Origin of the sequence: Alcanivorax sediminis, from assembly GCF_009601165.1 — a bacterium.
Taxonomy (GTDB): Bacteria; Pseudomonadota; Gammaproteobacteria; order Pseudomonadales; family Alcanivoracaceae; genus Alcanivorax; species Alcanivorax sediminis.
Genome location: NZ_WIRE01000001.1, coordinates 519461 through 536317 on the forward strand (window position 1 = coordinate 519461; position 16857 = coordinate 536317).

Consider the following 16857-nt stretch of genomic DNA (forward strand, 5'->3'; position numbering starts at 1 on the left):
TATGCTCGTCAGGATCTACCTGCATGCGACAGAGAGACAGAAGCGAGTAACGAGTTTTGAGTTTCGAAACTCGCTTCTCGCAACTCGAAACTTATCCCTTTTCCGCGCGTGGGCACGCCTCCACCGATCAGTCCCGCTTGTGCCGAAAGAAGCGCTGGATACTGGAAAAATCCTTGTCGGAATAGCCATGGTTGCCATGCGCGGCATACAGGGATTTGGCCAGGTTGCCCATCGGGGTAGCTGACTGGGTGCTGAGTGCAGCCTGCATGGCCAGGCCCAAATCCTTGTTCATCAACTTCACCGCAAAGCCACCCTCATACTCATTGGACGCCGGCACGGTTTCCATCACACCCGGCCAGGGGTTGTACTTGTCCAGCGACCAGTTATCTCCCGAACTGGCTTTCATGATCTCGGACAGCACCGCTGGATCGAGGCCATGGTCTACCCCCATCTGCAGTGCTTCTGCCGTACCAATCATATGAATGGCGAGGAGCATGTTGTTGCAGATCTTTGCCAGCTGCCCTGCCCCGTTATCCCCTGCCCGGAACACCTGCGCGCCCATGCATTCCAGTACCGGCCGGGCACGCTCGATGGCGGCTTCCGGTCCGCCACAGATAAAGGTGAGCGTACCCGCTTTCGCGCCGCCCACGCCGCCCGACACCGGCGCATCAATCATCAGCCTGTCTTGCTGGTGGGCAATGCTGGCCACATCACGGGCGGTATCGGCATCGATGGTGGAGCAGTCGATGATCAAGGCTCGCGTATCGATATGGGGCAGCACACCGTCGCCGCCCAGATACAGACCGCGCACGGCAGCCGCAGAAGGCAACATGCTGACAACAACATCCGCATCCCGCACGGCTTCTGCCGCGCTGCTGGCCGCCGATGCGCCGTCATTGACTGCCGCTTGCAACAGCTCCGGCACCAGATCAAAAACCGTCACCTCATGGCCAGCCTTGACCAGGTTCGCCGCCATGGGGCCACCCATATGACCTACACCGAAGAATCCGATTTTCATTGTTATCTCTCCCTATCGCTTTCGGGATGCGTGAGCGGCACTCGATTCGAATACGGAACTGGCATGGCTTGCCCAACTTCCTGTCCTGCCTTTCGAAACTCGCTTCTCGCTACTCGCAACGGCTTTATCGCCTGCAGGCATACCCTGACGAGCAGAAGGGCTCCTACGGCGTTTTTTAAAGGAACGACAAATCCTTCAACACATTTCGCGCGATGATCACGCGCATGATTTCGTTGGTACCTTCCAGAATCTGATGTACGCGGGTATCGCGCAGGTAGCGCTCCAGCGGATACTCACGGATGTAACCGTAACCACCATGCAGCTGCAGCGCCTGGTTACAGACGTTGAAACACAGATCAGTCGCCATGCGTTTGGCCATCGCACACAGCATGCTTTTATCGCTGTGATTCTGATCCAGTTTCCAGGCTGCCAGGCGCACCATCTGTTGTGCGGCTACCAGCTCCGTGGCCATGTCGGCCAGGGTGAATTGCACAGTCTGAAAATCACCAAGGGCCTGCCCGAACTGTTTGCGCTCCTGCACGTATTGCTGGGCGTGTTTCAATGCGGCCTGGGCGGCGCCCAGTGAACAGCTGGCGATATTGATGCGTCCACCATCCAGGCCAGCCATGGCAATCTTGAAGCCCTGCCCCTCTTCACCCATCAGACACTCTGCGGGAATGCGCGCCTCTTCCATGATCACCGCGCGGGTAGGCTGGCTTTTCCAGCCCATCTTGTCTTCGTTGCGGCCGTAGGAAATGCCGGGGGTATCTGCCGGCACTGCAAAACAGGAAATACCACCGGCCCCTGCTCCACCGGTGCGTGCCATCATGACCAGCACATCGGTATCGCCTGCACCGGAAATAAATGCCTTGGCACCGTTGAGCACATAGCTGTCACCCTCTTTCCTTGCGGTGGCGGCCAGCGATGCGGCATCAGAGCCGGCATTGGGTTCAGTCAAGCAGTAGGACGCCAACTGTTCACCGGACAACAGCTTATCGGCCCAGCGTGCGCGTGTGGCATCGTTGCCGAATCGCGTCAGCATCCAGGTGGCCATGTTGTGGATGGTGATAAACGCAGTGGTCGAGGTACAGCCCTGTGACAGCTGCTCGAAGATCAGCGCGGCATCAAGACGTGACAACCCCATTCCACCATGCTCTTCAGCGCAGTACAGAGAACAAAATCCCAGCTCACCCGCTCTACGAATGGCTTCCTTGGGAAAAATACTTTTTGCATCCCATTCCGCTGCAAAGGGGGCCAGTTCTTTTTCAGAAAACTGCCGCGCGGTTTCACGAAAGGCTTGCTGTTCTTCAGTGAAAGAAAAATCCACGGTTTTTCTCGCTTGGTTTGCGTTTTTTCCGTAGGAGCTTGCCTGCAAGCGAGATTCATCCGGCATGACAAAATCGCTTTCGCCCAAGCTCCCACAGAGTTGGGCTGGTTATTTCAGATGAATACTCATATTCGGTCCGCTCGCTGGAATATCATCTTCGAACCAGCGACTGGTGACCGTTTTGGTTTCGGTATAGAAACGCACGGCCTGTTTGCCGTAGGCATGCTGATCACCATAGAACGATCCTTTCCAGCCGGTGAAGCTGAAGAACGGCAGTGGCACCGGAATCGGCACATTGATGCCCACCTGCCCCACTTCCACTTCATGCTGGTATTTCCGGGCGGCCGCACCGCTGGCGGTAAAGATGGACGTGCCGTTGCCATAGGGGCTGCTGTTCACCAGCTGCAACGCGTCTTCCAGTGAATCCACGGTGACGCAGCATAGTACCGGGCCAAAAATTTCTTCCTTGTAGATGGCCATTTCCGGTGTCACATCTGTGAACAGGGTCGGCCCCACCCAGTTGCCATCAGGCAAACCGTCTACGCTGCACTCTGAGCCATCCAGCAAACAGGTTGCGCCCTCTTCCTTGCCTTGCTTGATCAGGGTCAGCACGCGCTGTTTTGCCTGCGGACTAATCTGTGGGCCGTAAGCTGCCTGAGGGTCGTTCCAGGCACCAGGGCGAATCTTGGCAAACTCGTCTTTCAGCTCATCAATCCAGGCTTTGGAATCACCCACGAATACCGCCACGCTGATGGCCATGCAACGCTGACCGGCGGCACCGCAGGACGCGCCCACCAGACTGTTGACCACCTGCTCCTTGTTGGCGTCAGGCATGATCACCATGTGATTTTTGGCACCGGCAAAACACTGAGCACGTTTCATGTGATCGGTGGCGGTGCGGTAAACGTGCTGGCCCACCGGCACCGAACCCACAAAGGAAACGGCCTTGATGTCCGGGTGAGTCAGCAGCGTATCCACCTGCTCCTTACCACCATGGACCAGCTGCAGGACACCGGGAGGTGCACCGGCTTCCAGGAACAGTTCCACCAGACGGTTGGGGGTCATGGGGTCCTGCTCGGAGGGCTTGAGCACAAAGGTATTCCCTGCGGCGATGGCCAACGGGAACATCCACAGGGGGATCATGGCAGGAAAGTTGAACGGGGTAATGCCGGCGCAGACACCCAGTGGCTGGGTCCAGGAATGGGTGTCGATGCTGCGCGCCACGTTCTCGACCGTCTCGCCCATCATCAGCGAAGCGATGTTGGCAGCCTGCTCGGCCACTTCGATTCCCCGCCACACATCACCCTTGGCATCTTCAAAGGTCTTGCCGGTTTCCTGGCTCAGAATCTCGGCGATCTCTTCCTGATGTTCTTTCAACAACGCCTGGTAGCGCAGCATCAGCCGCGCCCGTTCGGATACCGGCACTTCCTTCCAGCTTTCAAACGCGGCTTTGGCGGCAGCAATCGCCTGTTCCATTTCCGCTGGCGTGGCGGCGGGCGCTTCGCACAACACCTCCTGGGTGGCGGGGTTGGTCACCGGGATCCACTGGTCAGTGGTACTGGCAACAAATTCACCGTTAATCAGCAGGGGCAGGCGACGACTCATGGGGCTCTCCGGAACAGGTTGGGTGTTTCACATTATCGGTACGACTATGTTGTAACACAGGGAGGCCCCGGGATAGATAGCCTCTTTTGCCGGTAATGGATTATATTGCTGCCTATGGATACCTCTTCCTCAGTCGCTCATGCCCCTGCCGAGCCCTCCAGCTGGCCACTGCCTGCCACCGGTCAACGCACCATTATTCCTCCCGCGGTGCTGGACAGCATTGCCGGGCACCCCCTTTGTGAAGGCTGCATGCCCCATGGCGTGGGTTTCTATCCACAAGCCCGCGGACATCGTATGTTGCGGGATAATCCCGCAGATTATCTGCTGATTTACTGCGTCGGCGGGCGCGGTGAGCTTCAGGTTGAAGGGCAAACCTATGAGGTAGACGGTGGCGATCTGGTATTGCTGCCTCAGGCACTTGCCCATCGTTACCATGCTGACAGGCGCGATCCCTGGAGTATCTACTGGGTGCATCTTGGCGGCCATGAGGTGCCCCGTTTTTTTGACGAAATTGCCGGGCAAGAAGGGGGACGAACCGTACGGGTCGGGGTTCACTCGCGGCTGGCAGAGGAGTTTCAGGCCCTGTTGGCAGCTGCCACCCGGGTGCAGCCGGAACATCTGGTGTATGCCGCCAACCTGCTGCGCAGCCTGCTGGCCTTTGCGGCCCTGATGCGTCACCAGCACGATGTACGCCACGCGACCCTGGATGTGAACCGGGTGAATGGGTATCTGCAGACAGCGCTGCATCGTCGGTTGTCACTGGACGAGTTGGCCGCGGCGACCAGCGATCTGTCGCGCTATCACTTCATTCGCGAGTACAAACGTCAGACCGGGCAGACCCCCATGCAGGCCTTCCAGCGCATCAAGGTGAGCCATGCCTGCTACCTGCTGGATATCAGTGAAGACACCGTGCTGCAGATCGCCGCCCGGCTCGGCTATGACGACCCCTATTACTTTTCGCGCTTGTTCAAGCGGGTAATGGGCGTATCGCCACAGCGTTATCGGCAGGAAAGAGGGCAGTAGGGAGAACGGACCGGGAAGGGGTGACAGAAGGACCTCCCTCGCTGTCGCTCGGATCGCCATGCAAGCATAGCTCCTACAGGGGAAGCGAGGTGCGCGATACCGGATGTGGGAGCCAGCCTGCTGGCGATGGGAATTCGCTTGCGGGCAAGCTCCCACAGCAAGTGGAGCCAGACGCTGTCTTTGTAGGAGCTATGCTGGCATGGCGATCAGGCTCCGGCGGTGAATCGCCATGCGAGCATGGCTCCTACAGGGGAAACGTAGGTGCGCGATAGCGGCTGCGGGAGCCAGCCTGCTGGCGATGGGAATTCGCTTGCGGGCAAGCTCCCACAGCGAGTGGAGCCAGACGCTGTCTTTGTAGGAGCTATGCTTGCATGGCGATCAGGCCCTGGCGGTGGATCGCAATGAGAGCATGGACGCCCGCGGGGGAGGCGTAGGTGCGTGATACCGGTTGGGAGCCAGCCTGCTGGCGATGGGAATTCACTTGCGGGCAAGCTCCCACAGCAAGTGAAGCCTGTCGCTGTCTTTGTAGGAGCCATGCTGGCATGGCGATCAGGCTCCGGCGAAGGATCGCCATGCGAGCATGGACGCCCGCAGGGGTGGCGTGAGGGCGGGATACCGGTTGTGGGAGCCAGCCTGTTGGCGATGGGAATTAGCTTGCGGGCAAGCTCCCACAGCAAGTGAAGCTAGGCGCTGTCTTTGTAGGAGCTATGCTTGCATGGCGATCAGGCTCCGGCGGTGAATCGCCATGAGAGCATGGACGCCCGCAGGGGAGGCGTGGGGGCGGGATACCGGATGTGTGAGCCAGCCTGTTGGCGATGGGAATTCGCTTGCGGGCAAGCTCCCACAGCGAGCTGAGCCAGACGCTGTCTTTGTAGGAGCTATGCTGGCATGGCGATCGGGTTCCGGCGGTGGATCGCCATGCGAGCATGGCTCCTACAGGGGAAACGTAGGTGCGCGATACCGGATGTGGGAGCCAGGCTGCTGGCGATGGGAATTCGCTTGCGGACAAGCTCCCACAGCGAGTGGAGCCAGACGCTGTCTTTGTAGGAGCTATGCTTTCATGGCGATCGGGTTCCGGCTGTGGATCCCCATGCGAGCATGGCTCCTATAGGGGAAACGTAGGTGCGCGATACCGGTTGTGCGTGTCGCGTATTGCGCCCCTGCTTAAGGGCGGCTTTGCCAGGTCAGAGTCATCACGTCGCGGTGGGTGTCGCACTGAAACACGTGGGCACAGCCATAGTGACCGAAACGGAAGGGCAGCGAATCCACAGAGTCCAGCTGCATGATGAACTGCATGGGTTCGTGGCAGCAAGGACAGCCGGGGTAGGCCACATCGGCGGTCCAGTGGGGCCAGCCCATCAGCTTGTCGCCGGGGCGCGGCGCTGGACGATGGGCATGGAGCAAGGCAAGGGTGCCGTCACGATCATCATCGTTAATGGCCGCCGTTTCCTTGCGGTCCGGGTAATCGGCCAGGGGGATCCAGCCGGTCAGGGATTTTTCCGGGAAGGCATCCGGCAGACTCAACGGCAAGGCATCAAAGCCATTGGCTTGTTCGCGCGGGATCACCCGCACCAGCGTGGCTTCGGAGAAGGGCAGATGGGACTGGCCCAACACTTCACAGTCTTCCTCACCATTGGTGCAATAAAACACCTGCAGAACGCCATCACCGAAGGGGGAGCGCATGGTGCGCGGCAGATCCCGGGCATCCAGCTGCAAGAACAACTGCATGGGCTGGTGGCAGTGCCCGCAGCACGGCCAGGATTCGTCGGGCTTCAACAGCGGCAGGCCACCAAACTTGGACATGGCACCCGGCACCGCCGGGCCCGCCTGAGGGCGCCAGGCAGGTCTGGAAAAGGAAGCCAGTCTGAGTTTGATTTCTTCGGGTAGCATTGGGTGTCCTCGTTCTCTCGATTTCACCATGCCAGCAATAGCTCCGAACAGCCTTCACAAACCGCTACCAGGGCTTTTTTAATGGCTGAGCGGCGTGCAATTTTTGTACTTGTGACCAGGTTCTCGCGGAAAATGTGATTGGAATAGCACTAGCGTGCTGAGGAAAATTCGCTCAACTGCCACTGGGAAAACGCCTGCTGGGCCAGCTCCAGCTGCTCGATCAGGCGCTGCCGCTTGCTCGGTTCAAAACGGCGTCTGGCCAGGGCTTGCAGTGACTTCTGCAAGCCATTGCGATCACTGCGCGACAATGCATCCAACCAATGAGCATCGCTGTCAGTGACCACCAGCACATCGCGCCCGGCATGATTGCGCTGGCTGATCTGATACCAGTGCACCAGCGCCCGGCCCAGCACCACATAACCAAACTGGGGGTCCTTGAGCGGCCCGTAAATGGCTTCCCGGAAGCCCCCGCTGAGTGGGCCCAGCTTTACCTTGGTGAGTTTGTCACTGTAATAATAGCTCCCCGCCGCCCCCAACAAGCCGCCAATCAGGGCTCCGGTGCCCAGCGAGTGCCCCAGCGTCACCGCATCAAGGCCGACACCACCCACGGCCCCGGCACCAAAGCCGGCCGCGGCTAACTGCCCCTTGCTAATGCCCCATAGCTGGCGGGTACGCTCCCCGAACAGGTCATCATCGTCGGGCAGCAACAGATCCGATTCCTGGCGCTGCAGGCGGCGGTACTGGTAGAGATCTTCCACACTGTGTCGCAGACGCTGCTCCCGCTCGCGCTGCCACGCCTGCCAGCGCTGACGCAACCGGGGCTGTAACGGACCGGCAGCCTCGAACTCGCCCAGCCGGGCAGTTTCCTGATGGCCCAGCATCTCGATCAGGGCATCGGCGATATGCTCCAGGGCCTGATGATCACGTCCAAACCGGATCGCCTGCAGGTATTCCAGTGCCGCATCAAGAGGTTCGCGCCAGTTGGGCGCAAGTTCGCCGAAACTACGCAGTAGTTCCAGGTGTTTCTCGAACGGTGCCCGCACCGCATCAAAACGCCGCACAATCTGGAAATACTGGCCAAGCGCCGCTTCCCAGTCCGCACTGTAGTCATCACTGCCAATCTGGTTGATCAGCGCCAGGCTGGGACGGCCAGCCCAGCGCAGGATGTTCATCTCTGCCTCGTGCTCGCGGTTATACGGCACCGACCCATCTACCACATAGATAATGCCGGCCCCCTCCACAATCGGACGCAGCAGCTCACATTCGTCGTGATAACGCGGGTCGTCGCGATGCTGGGTGACGAAAGCCGCCACGGTTTCAGCACGATCCGAAGCAGACAGGCTGTGTCCCTGCAGCCATGCCAGCACTTTGCGGGGGCGCTGGAATCCAGGCGTATCGATGAGCTCGTAGAGGGTGACCTCATCCACTTTCATGGGATAGCGATGACTGTCACGGGTGGTGCCGGGCTCCATGGCGATGGCGATGGAGTCGTTCTGGGCCAGGGTCGCGACCACACTGGATTTCCCCTTGTTGGGGTGGCCAACCACCGCAAAGCGGGGCAGGGTGCTATCACTCTGCCGGTCGTCGATGTTCTCTGTGCTGCGGTCACTATTGCCGTTCGAATCCATGATGCTCATCAGCAAGTTAAGGTGATGGATGACGCGCCGACACTCACTGCGGCGCACTCAGCAGCAGAAGGCTGTCGTTCTGGCGCTCCACAAAGCGTTGCCACTGGGCCAGCAAACCGGCGTCTTTCAGCGCTTCGCCCTGCTCGTCGGCCAGCGGCACCAGCGCCAGCAGGGTGCCGGCAGGCCACTGCACGCGGGCATCCTGTACAAAGTCACTGAGCTCGGCGGTGGGCGGCTCCCAGCCCCGCGCGATCAGGATCACCGGCTCTCGACGCTCGCCCGCCTGACGCAGGGCGGCGGCATCTTCCTCCAGGCTGCTGTTGCCGCCTGCGCGCAACTGCAGTGGCGCCCCATCCCGGCTCAAGCTTGAGACCAACGCGCTACTGCCATGCCCGGCGCCGGCCCAGTGGATCAGGGTGGCCGATGCCGGCAAAGGCGCCACCGACACCTGCACCGGGGCGGGCTCCCGGGGCGCTTCATCTTCACCACGAGTCTCCACCCAGGGGCTTTCGAAGCGGAACAACAGGGACGCATACCCGGGGTGGCGACGCAGCGCCGCCGCTGCCTGCCAGCGTAACTGCAAGGCCGCCAGCAGCAGCAACACCACTCTGGGCAGCAACACATAGGTGAGCCAGGCCATTAACACAAAGGGCCACCAGGTCCCTAACAGTGCCGGGTTCGTCGCTGAGCCCTGGCCCAGCCGATAATACTGCGAGGCGGCCACCAGCTCCGCGCTGGGGACTGCATCGGGCCAGAGGGCCTGCCAGGGAAGCGCGATGAGCGATACCAACTGGTGATAGCTATGCGACGATGCCTGCAGCGTCGTGCTCCAGCCAAACGCCAGGTCCTGTACCAGCACCATCACCAGCAGCGTCAGCAAGCCGCTGAGGGCAAACAGGAGGCCACCGGTGTGAGCGATGCGGGCGGACAGAGCAGGGCGCAGAGACTGTAATGGATCCCCGTCTTCCCCGGTACGTCCCAACAGGCTACTCCAGGGCTGCCAGCCCAGCCAGGCTTGCAGGCTGGTGAGCACGGCAAAGGCGAGCTGCAAGGCGATCAGCACCAGTAACAGGGTCACATTGATCTGGCGGCTGCCGTCGTAAACCAGCAAGCCTGCCATGAAGGCCGCACCCAATACCGCGCCCAGCGCGGCAAAGATCCAGCGCGCCTGACGCCAGCGGCGCAGACGGGGATCATGGCCGTCGCGCTGACGCTGGTCATTGAGGGCATGAAGTTCGGCTAGCCAGGCCGTCACCGTCAATGGACGCTTTTGCGTCTGCTGTTGCTGGGCAAAGCGTCGATCACGACGGTGCAGAAAAGCCTGGGGCTGCTGGCTGTCACGACGAAACTGATCATCGAAATCCAGCAATCGGGTCAGGGATTGCGTCAAGGCCGCTCTCGCTTATTCGGGAGTTGCTTCCGGAGCCTTGGCCGGTGCCGGCAGCGCCTCTTGCTTCGGTGAGGTGTACATCACCTCATCCTTGGCGCAAGCCATGCAGGCATTGCTGAATTCACCCTGCAGGCCTCCGTCTTCGCCATAGCCAAACACCGGGCGGTAATCCTGGGTACACATCTTCGGCGGATCTTCCGGGCAGCTCTCGGTGGTATCCGGCAAGCCCATGGGGTAATCGGTCTCGTACTTGTGGGTGCAGCCAGCAATGATCATTGCCAGTGCCGGCAAGGCCAGGTAAGCAGCTTTCATCCGGGTTCTCCTGAAGCAGTGGGGAAACATTTCCTGCTGCAAGCATACCTACGCATCACGGCTGACGCATCAGGCAAGCCACCCGGGCGCCTGACGCAAACCGGGAACGCCCCGGACACGACAGTTGCACCAGTGATTCTGGCATAATCCGGGTCTCGTTAAATCCCATTGCTGAGGCTTCAATGACCGCACCCCAACCCATCGACTGGCGCACCCTGCCGGCCGCCATCTGGCGCGGCCGCAACGGCACCCTGCGACCAGTGCCCAAACCGGATCCCGTGCGCCTGGATGACCTGCTCGGCATTGATACCCAGAAGCAGAAAATCATTCAGAACACGGAACGTTTTCTGGCCGGAAAACCCTGTAATCATGTGCTGCTGTGGGGTAGCCGGGGCACCGGCAAGTCCTCTATCGTCAAGGCGCTGCTGAATGAATATGCCCACAAGGGGCTACGAGTCATTGAGGTGGACAAGGACGACCTGCATGACCTGCCCGAGATCGTGGATGACATCCGTGACCGTGGCCAACGTTTCATCATTTACTGCGATGATCTGTCGTTTGAGGATGGCGAAAACCAGTACAAACATTTGAAAAGTGTTCTTGAAGGTTCGCTGGAGCTACCGCCGGAAAACGTGCGTATCTACGCTACCAGTAATCGCCGTCATTTGTTGCCTGAATACATGAGTGACAACGCTGAGTCTCGCGTGGTTAACGGAGAGCTGCATCATGGCGATGCGGTGGAAGAAAAAATTTCCCTGGCGGATCGATTCGGGCTCGGGTTGAGTTTTTATCCAATCAGCGAACCACAATATTTCGCGATCGTGGATCATCTTTTTGGCGAGGTAAAGCATCGTCAGCAACTGCACATTCGCGCGCGACGCTTCTCTATTGAAAAGGGGGTGCGTTCCGGTCGTACGGCAAGGCAGTTTTACAATCAGTTTGTCGGGGAGTTTTGAGTAACGAAAAGCGAGTTTCGAAAGGAAAAACCGTCAGGCTTGCGATGTCTGGTTTTCGCAACTCGAAACTCGTTACTCGCTGCTTGCCCCTCTCGCCCTGGCAAGGCGTTTAGAGGGCGTTCAGCACGTCAGACGCGGGAGGCTTTGAGCTGCCTTGCTGTGGCGTCGCAGATCGCATCCACTGCCTTTCTGGCCGCCGGGATCACCCCGCCCATGGTGATAAATCCATGAACCAGCTGCGGATAATCCAGACTGGTAACGTCGACACCGGCCCGGCGCAGCTTGTCACCGTATTCCAGGCCCTCATCACGCAGCGGATCCGTAGCGGTGACCAGAATTGCCGGCGGCAGGTCCGCCAGGTCCGGGTTACGCAGCGGCGACAACCGGTAATCTTCCATCATCGCCGGGTCCGTGATGAAGTGACTGCGGAACCAGGTCAGCAGCGGCAAATCGAGCCCAAACCCCTGCCCCAGGCTCTGAACAGACGGGTGCTTCAACTCGGCATCAGTGGTCGGGTAAATCAGTACCTGTAGGGCCGGCACGGGCAACCCGGCCAGCCTGGCCTGCTGGGATACAACCGCACTCAAATTACCGCCCGCACTGTCACCCATGACGGCCAGTCGATCCGGATCGAGCCCCAGTGCCGCCGTGTTGTCCAGCAGCCAACGCCAGGCCGCCAGACCATCGTTGGCACCCGTGGGGGAGGGATGCTCCGGTGCAAGGCGATAATCCACACTCAATACCACCGCATTGGTATGCACGGCGATGTAGCGACACAGGCGGTCGTATTCTTCCACGCCTCCCACGGTAAAGCCGCCGCCGTGGAAGAACAGAATGGCCGGAGCCAGTCGCGGGGCATTTTCCGGACGGTAGCGGCGTACCAGAATGGAGGCATCGCCTTCCACCGGCACCTGATGATCCACCACCACTGGCAGCGACTGCTCTGCCACATCCATCAGCGCGATCATGTCCTGATACAGCTTGCGTGCTTCGGGCACAGAGGCACTGTTCAAGGTCGGTTTGGCACTGCTGAGAGCCAACAGAAAGCGCATGTGCGGGTCGAGATGATCACGCCCCCGGGTTTCCACGCCAGCCGCCAGACGGGACAAAACCGGCCGCGGCAGCAGCATCAGGGACTTCAGCGCAACGCGCTCCAGGGCAACAGGGCTCATCAGGACTCCTTTCGTGGTGATCTCACTGGCATCAGGCATGAACGGCTTGCCATCCTCGCGGCGAAGCCTAAACAGAACCTGCGCGAGTGTATCAGAAATACCACTCAAGGCCGCCTTCAACGGCGGAGACGGTGATGTAGTCCTTGTCCACGTACTGCATGTACTGAAGGCTCAAGCCAATGTTGTAGGCCGTCCTCAGCCCCATCGCCGCACCAAAGGCCAGGCTGGTATCATCATTGCGATCAGTGTCGGTGCGGCAACCCAGTGCATTGCAACGGCGGGTCTCGGTTTTCACCTTCACGTCCGCCACTCCGGCGAAGCCTTGCACGAAGAAGCTGTCGATGTAGGGGTCCAGTCCCGGCAATGTTACCGGCGACTGAAACGACCACTTGCCCGTCGCCAGCAGGGCACCCACGTGCTCGACGGTGTAATCCACCTTGTAGCGGCGGGTTTCCGTGCGGCGGGTGTCAGGTGAGGGGCCGGTGGCCAAACGCAACTCCACCCCCCAGTTCTCATCGACCATGCCTCCCAGGCGCAATCCCAGCCCAGAGGGGGTCAATTCGTATTCGTCGTAATCCAGGTTGAAGTGCATCAGGTTGGCTGCAGCATAGCCGTAGCGCGAATCCTGAAAGTGAGCTATCCGGGGGCCTTGAGTCTCTTCGGCTTCATCTGCCGCCCACAGGGCAGGACTGAACAGCAGCCCGATAAGCATCCAGTAACGCATGGAAGGTCGTCCTTTTTGTTATTGTTCGAGTAACGGCTGCCTGTTATACCATCGCCAGCGGGCAGAGTCTTTGCCCCACTGGCTGAATCAGGAAATCCTTCATGTCTGTCTATACCCCGCTTGATGCTTCCCAGATGTCACAGGTGCTAAGGCCGTTTGGCTTTACGCTGGTGGGTTACCGGGGAGCCAGCCACGGCATTGAAAACAGCACTTTCCTGATTGAGGCCGAGGACAGCCAGGGCCAGCCACGGGCCCTGGTCCTGACCGTGTTCGAAAGTCTGGATCAAGCCGCAGTGCGTCCGTATCTGCATCTGCTGTCCCAGCTCGCGACCGACCGGCAACTGCCCGTTCCAGGCCCCCTCAACGATGATCAGGGGCAATGGCAGATCAGCGTCGCCGGCAAACCGGCCGTACTGATGCCACGCCTGCCCGGCGAACATGATTTTGCGGTGGATGACGACCGCTGCCGTCAGGTGGGCGCGCTACTGGCGCGGCTGCATCAGTGCGACACGACGGCATTGCTACCACTGCCAAACGAACGCCAACGGCTGAACACGCTGGCCGCACAGCTCGGCAAGCTTCCGCAGGAGCAACAGGCCCGCGCCCGCGCCTTGTTGAGTGACTGGCAGGCCAGCCCCGTCGGCGCCACCTTGATCCACGGTGATCTGTTCCGAGACAACCTGCTGTGGCAAGACGGCAAGATCAGCGCCCTGCTGGATTTCTACAACGCCTGCCTGGATGATCCCGAATACGATCTGGCAGTGACCCTGAACGACTGGTGTGTGGACAGCGCCGGGCAACCGCTAGCCAACCGGGAGCAAGCCCTCTTAGAGGCCTATCGGGCCAACGGTGGCCGCATCAACGACGCCCGCCTGACACAGGCGCTGGCGGTGGCCGCCCTGCGCTTCTGGCTATCCCGCCTGGCCGGACCAGTGGCCGAACACAGTGAAGGGCAGGGCAGCAAGGACCCGGAAGAGTTCGCAAGGATTTATGGGTGGCGAGTGAAGGCCCTGAACGGCTGACGCTCGACACCTGAAATGAATCCGCACAGCGCCCTGGTCAGCGTTTTGCGTCAAGCATCCAGCGTCGAGCGTCAGACCTTTAATCAGGCGCTACCCGCCAGAATCATCTGGTTCAAATGCGCCAGGTACTCCTGTTCCTGCCAGAGCCAGGGGTAATCCGGGCAGGCCAGCGAGCTGGGAGTGAGGGCTTCCACACCCTGAGTGAGAGCGTTCACCACCATCATTTCGTGCAGGTCAGCCCAGCCGGTGGGCAGTCTGCGCAGATCGCGGGGCTGGTTGACGAACCCCTCGCTCAGCACCGGGTGCATACGCCGCAGCCGGGTGAAGGCCATGCGCCGGTTTAGCTGGTCTTCCAGCCGCCGCTGCCAGTGATTGCCCGCCGCATCCAGCAGCAGCTGCTTCATCGGACTGGCGAAACGGCTGAGCAGGCCGGACATGGGCATGGATTCGCCACTGGCTAGCCGGTAACGCGGATCATCATCCAGCCACAGGCTGAAATCGAGGAAGTCCAGCTCACTGGTATCCAGTTGCCGCAGACGCTCACTCAAGGCGACGGTGGTGCTCATCCCCACCGGCACAGACGGAAACAGGGCATGCAGGGCACGGGGAATCTCCAGCAGATAGTCTTCCAGTCGGCGATTGGCCTGCTCCGACCAGTGAGACGGCAGCGGCCGCTCCGGAGAACGCTGAAACACCCGCCGGGTAACCCCGTGTGCTGCCGGCAGGGACGGAAACTGGTAGCAGAAGTCGAGCCCGACGACATCATCCAGATAACCCCAGTCGGACACCAGCGCCAGGGTATCACTCCACACCGACACAAAATCTTCCGGACGGCGCACAAAGGAGCGGCGGGCACGGCTGTCGTTGATAAAGCGGCTGCTGAACCACACCTTCATGCCACGCTCGTGGGTGGACTGCATGAGGTGCCTGAGGGCGCTGCGGATTTTCACTTCCACAGCGGGACCGCCAGCGGGCATCAGCTCGCAGCGATCCAGATGAACGCCATTGTCCGGCGTAGCGATCAGGTGGGGACAGGGATCCAGGCTGAGCGCATTAAAGCCACGCAGCTGGGTTTCATCGAGGACACGCTCCAACGAGGCAAAGGCACCATCGCGAATATCGCGGTGCAGTAGCCAGGATAAATCCCAGCGAGCTATTGCCAAGGGTTGAGGCATATCGTTGCAGTCTCCCAATCAAGCGCACCAGCATACCGTTTTCCAGACCGGCCTCAATGGCTGTGGGCCCTGTTATCGGCGAAATGACCCACCTTGACACACGCGAGCCCTCGACGATTCCCCTTGCAGAGCCATCAGGCTATGATCTGAGACATGAAAACAATCATGCTCCGCACCCTGTTGATCGCCTCTCTGGCACCGGCCGCCCTGCCGGCGGCGGAGCAATTGCCGGATAGCGCTCCCCCTGACGAACAAGCGCCCCAGAGCCGTGAGAAGGGCCCCTCGCAGGCGCTCGAAAGCCATGAGCTGGAAGCACTTTATCTGCAATCGCCCGTGGAACTGGACACCACTGATGAGAACCAGGGCCTCAATGCCTTGAGCTCGGATTCCCGCTATCTGGAAAATGATCAGGAACTGCTGCAACGCCAGCGCGATACGGTGCAGATTATCCCCACCCCGGATGACACCCCGCCACCGCCACCGCCGACCCTGATGCCGGTGAGGGATCTATAGAACAGAGACGCGGCACGCACCACCCTCATGCTACACGCAGGAGCTCAACACGTTGAACTCCTGCATGGGGAGAGAGAGGCGGCAGCAGCGTGCTCACTTTCTCTCCTGCAGACAGCGCTCAAACCCGCTCCCCAGATGATCCAGCCAGTCCAGGTACGACAGCGCAGGCTGATCACGACCCAGCGGATCCAGCGCCTCCACCCTGCAACCTGCGCACAGGCGCTGCAACATCGCGGTGCGCGCTTCTGGCTCGCGGACCATGCATTGCACACCACGCTCACGAATCTCGGCGGCCAGGGCGACAAACCGGCGGCTGCCCGGCCCGGCATCCAGCTGCTGGCTAACCACCACCGGCTCCGCCAGCCCCAGCGGGTCGGTGAGATACCCCCAGGGGTGGTGATAGGTGAGCCAGGGAACCGCGGCAAACGAAGCCACACGGTCACGCAGATTCTGCTGACGCTGCCGTGCCTGCTCCTGCCATTGCGCGGGCTGCAGGTCCGCCAGCCCCGTGGGCATGGCTGCCGCAATCGCGTCGGATAACAGGATCATGTTCGCCACAGATAGCCACAGGTGCGGATCCAGATAGGCATTATCCTGAGCATGATCATCCCCGTGCCCCTCATGATCATGGCCACCGCCATCGCGACGGACCACGTCCGGCAGATCCAGCAGCGCGACTGCAGGCCTGTCTCGCCGGGCGACCAGCGGCGCCAGCGGCGCTTCCACCGCCGCGCCCAGCCACACCATCAGGTCAGCCTGCTTCACCAGCATCGCCTGACGCGGGGACAGCGCCAGCTGGTGGGGGTTCTGGTTGGCCTGCATCAGGGTCACCACCTCGACCTCCGGGCCATACAGACTACGGATCAGCTTCGACAGAGGCTCCACACTGGCCACAATAGTCTGGCTCCAGGCGGGGGAGCAAAGCAGGAGCAAGGATGTCAGCCAAAGACGGCGCATAGAAGTTCACCATAACGATTCATAGTTGCCCGGTGCAGGTAGGCGAGTGTCGAGTCACGCGTTTCGAAACTCGTCTCTCGCTTCTCGTTTATGCTTCAGTGCAGGCGAAAGGCGGGCAGTATATCATTGCGCCTTTGTTATTCGG

The 16857-nt window shown here is 60.4% G+C and carries 15 protein-coding genes; 4 read left to right on the forward strand and 11 right to left on the reverse strand.

What is annotated here, in order from left to right:
• Positions 1-127 precede the first annotated feature (127 nt).
• The 3 genes from mmsB to GFN93_RS02180 all read right to left on the reverse strand — a co-directional run bounded on the left by mmsB (position 128) and on the right by GFN93_RS02180 (position 3950).
• Complete coding sequence (gene mmsB, locus GFN93_RS02170; protein WP_153498784.1) at positions 128-1018, reverse strand: 3-hydroxyisobutyrate dehydrogenase; 891 nt, start codon at positions 1016-1018, stop codon at positions 128-130.
• A 175-nt stretch (positions 1019-1193) separates the two neighbouring features.
• Positions 1194-2345 (reverse strand): acyl-CoA dehydrogenase family protein, encoded by a 1152-nt coding sequence (locus GFN93_RS02175; protein WP_328594140.1) that lies wholly within the window; start codon positions 2343-2345, stop codon positions 1194-1196.
• Positions 2346-2453: 108 nt separating this feature from the next.
• Positions 2454-3950 (reverse strand): CoA-acylating methylmalonate-semialdehyde dehydrogenase, encoded by a 1497-nt coding sequence (locus GFN93_RS02180; protein WP_153498786.1) that lies wholly within the window; start codon positions 3948-3950, stop codon positions 2454-2456.
• Between the two features lie 114 nt (positions 3951-4064).
• On the opposite strand from GFN93_RS02180, the gene GFN93_RS02185 reads away from it, so the two are divergent.
• Positions 4065-4973, forward strand: coding sequence for a helix-turn-helix domain-containing protein (locus GFN93_RS02185; protein ID WP_153498787.1), 909 nt, complete (start codon positions 4065-4067; stop codon positions 4971-4973).
• A gap of 1164 nt (positions 4974-6137) precedes the next feature.
• Here GFN93_RS02185 and GFN93_RS02190 read toward each other — a convergent pair.
• The 4 genes from GFN93_RS02190 to GFN93_RS02205 form a co-directional block, all read right to left on the reverse strand.
• Positions 6138-6863, reverse strand: a complete 726-nt coding sequence (locus GFN93_RS02190; RefSeq protein WP_153498788.1) for a DUF1963 domain-containing protein — start codon at positions 6861-6863, stop codon at positions 6138-6140.
• A gap of 149 nt (positions 6864-7012) precedes the next feature.
• Positions 7013-8491: a DUF3482 domain-containing protein gene (locus tag GFN93_RS02195; protein ID WP_153498789.1), complete on the reverse strand. Its 1479-nt coding sequence runs from the start codon at positions 8489-8491 to the stop codon at positions 7013-7015.
• 43 nt (positions 8492-8534) lie between these two features.
• Positions 8535-9881 (reverse strand): DUF2868 domain-containing protein, encoded by a 1347-nt coding sequence (locus tag GFN93_RS02200; RefSeq protein WP_153498790.1) that lies wholly within the window; start codon positions 9879-9881, stop codon positions 8535-8537.
• A 12-nt stretch (positions 9882-9893) separates the two neighbouring features.
• Positions 9894-10193, reverse strand: coding sequence for a hypothetical protein (locus GFN93_RS02205; RefSeq protein ID WP_153498791.1), 300 nt, complete (start codon positions 10191-10193; stop codon positions 9894-9896).
• Between the two features lie 182 nt (positions 10194-10375).
• Between GFN93_RS02205 and GFN93_RS02210 the strand changes: the two genes are divergently transcribed.
• The gene (locus GFN93_RS02210; RefSeq protein WP_153498792.1) at positions 10376-11149 is read left to right on the forward strand and encodes an ATP-binding protein; all 774 of its coding nucleotides are present in this window, start codon (positions 10376-10378) and stop codon (positions 11147-11149) included.
• A 128-nt stretch (positions 11150-11277) separates the two neighbouring features.
• On the opposite strand, the gene GFN93_RS02215 is transcribed toward GFN93_RS02210, so the two are convergent.
• Together GFN93_RS02215 and GFN93_RS02220 are read right to left on the reverse strand one after the other, a co-directional pair.
• Positions 11278-12321, reverse strand: coding sequence for an alpha/beta hydrolase (locus GFN93_RS02215; protein WP_153498793.1), 1044 nt, complete (start codon positions 12319-12321; stop codon positions 11278-11280).
• 91 nt (positions 12322-12412) lie between these two features.
• Positions 12413-13045 (reverse strand): outer membrane beta-barrel protein, encoded by a 633-nt coding sequence (locus GFN93_RS02220; protein ID WP_153498794.1) that lies wholly within the window; start codon positions 13043-13045, stop codon positions 12413-12415.
• Between the two features lie 101 nt (positions 13046-13146).
• Here GFN93_RS02220 and GFN93_RS02225 point away from each other — a divergent pair, with 101 nt between their 5' ends.
• Positions 13147-14067, forward strand: coding sequence for a homoserine kinase (locus GFN93_RS02225; protein ID WP_153498795.1), 921 nt, complete (start codon positions 13147-13149; stop codon positions 14065-14067).
• An 83-nt stretch (positions 14068-14150) separates the two neighbouring features.
• On the opposite strand, the gene GFN93_RS02230 is transcribed toward GFN93_RS02225, so the two are convergent.
• Complete coding sequence (locus tag GFN93_RS02230; RefSeq protein ID WP_153498796.1) at positions 14151-15242, reverse strand: cellulase-like family protein; 1092 nt, start codon at positions 15240-15242, stop codon at positions 14151-14153.
• Between the two features lie 153 nt (positions 15243-15395).
• Here GFN93_RS02230 and GFN93_RS02235 point away from each other — a divergent pair, with 153 nt between their 5' ends.
• Positions 15396-15755 carry a hypothetical protein gene (locus tag GFN93_RS02235; protein WP_235901624.1) on the forward strand — a complete coding sequence of 120 codons (360 nt, stop codon included), beginning with the start codon at positions 15396-15398 and terminating at the stop codon, positions 15753-15755.
• Positions 15756-15848: 93 nt separating this feature from the next.
• On the opposite strand, the gene GFN93_RS02240 is transcribed toward GFN93_RS02235, so the two are convergent.
• On the reverse strand, positions 15849-16712 hold the full coding sequence (locus GFN93_RS02240) for a metal ABC transporter substrate-binding protein (protein WP_153498797.1): 864 nt from the start codon (positions 16710-16712) through the stop codon (positions 15849-15851).
• Between the last annotated feature and the right edge of the window lie 145 nt (positions 16713-16857).

Coding starts and splice junctions, on each gene's coding strand:
- mmsB (WP_153498784.1), bottom strand. CDS start 1,018: ATGAAAATCGGATTCTTCGGTGTAGGTCATATGGGTGGCCCCATGGCG.
- GFN93_RS02180 (WP_153498786.1), bottom strand. CDS start 3,950: ATGAGTCGTCGCCTGCCCCTGCTGATTAACGGTGAATTTGTTGCCAGT.
- GFN93_RS02185 (WP_153498787.1), top strand. CDS start 4,065: ATGGATACCTCTTCCTCAGTCGCTCATGCCCCTGCCGAGCCCTCCAGC.
- GFN93_RS02190 (WP_153498788.1), bottom strand. CDS start 6,863: ATGCTACCCGAAGAAATCAAACTCAGACTGGCTTCCTTTTCCAGACCT.
- GFN93_RS02195 (WP_153498789.1), bottom strand. CDS start 8,491: ATGGATTCGAACGGCAATAGTGACCGCAGCACAGAGAACATCGACGAC.
- GFN93_RS02205 (WP_153498791.1), bottom strand. CDS start 10,193: ATGAAAGCTGCTTACCTGGCCTTGCCGGCACTGGCAATGATCATTGCT.
- GFN93_RS02210 (WP_153498792.1), top strand. CDS start 10,376: ATGACCGCACCCCAACCCATCGACTGGCGCACCCTGCCGGCCGCCATC.
- GFN93_RS02215 (WP_153498793.1), bottom strand. CDS start 12,321: ATGAGCCCTGTTGCCCTGGAGCGCGTTGCGCTGAAGTCCCTGATGCTG.
- GFN93_RS02220 (WP_153498794.1), bottom strand. CDS start 13,045: ATGCGTTACTGGATGCTTATCGGGCTGCTGTTCAGTCCTGCCCTGTGG.
- GFN93_RS02225 (WP_153498795.1), top strand. CDS start 13,147: ATGTCTGTCTATACCCCGCTTGATGCTTCCCAGATGTCACAGGTGCTA.
- GFN93_RS02230 (WP_153498796.1), bottom strand. CDS start 15,242: ATGCCTCAACCCTTGGCAATAGCTCGCTGGGATTTATCCTGGCTACTG.
- GFN93_RS02235 (WP_235901624.1), top strand. CDS start 15,396: ATGAAAACAATCATGCTCCGCACCCTGTTGATCGCCTCTCTGGCACCG.
- GFN93_RS02240 (WP_153498797.1), bottom strand. CDS start 16,712: ATGCGCCGTCTTTGGCTGACATCCTTGCTCCTGCTTTGCTCCCCCGCC.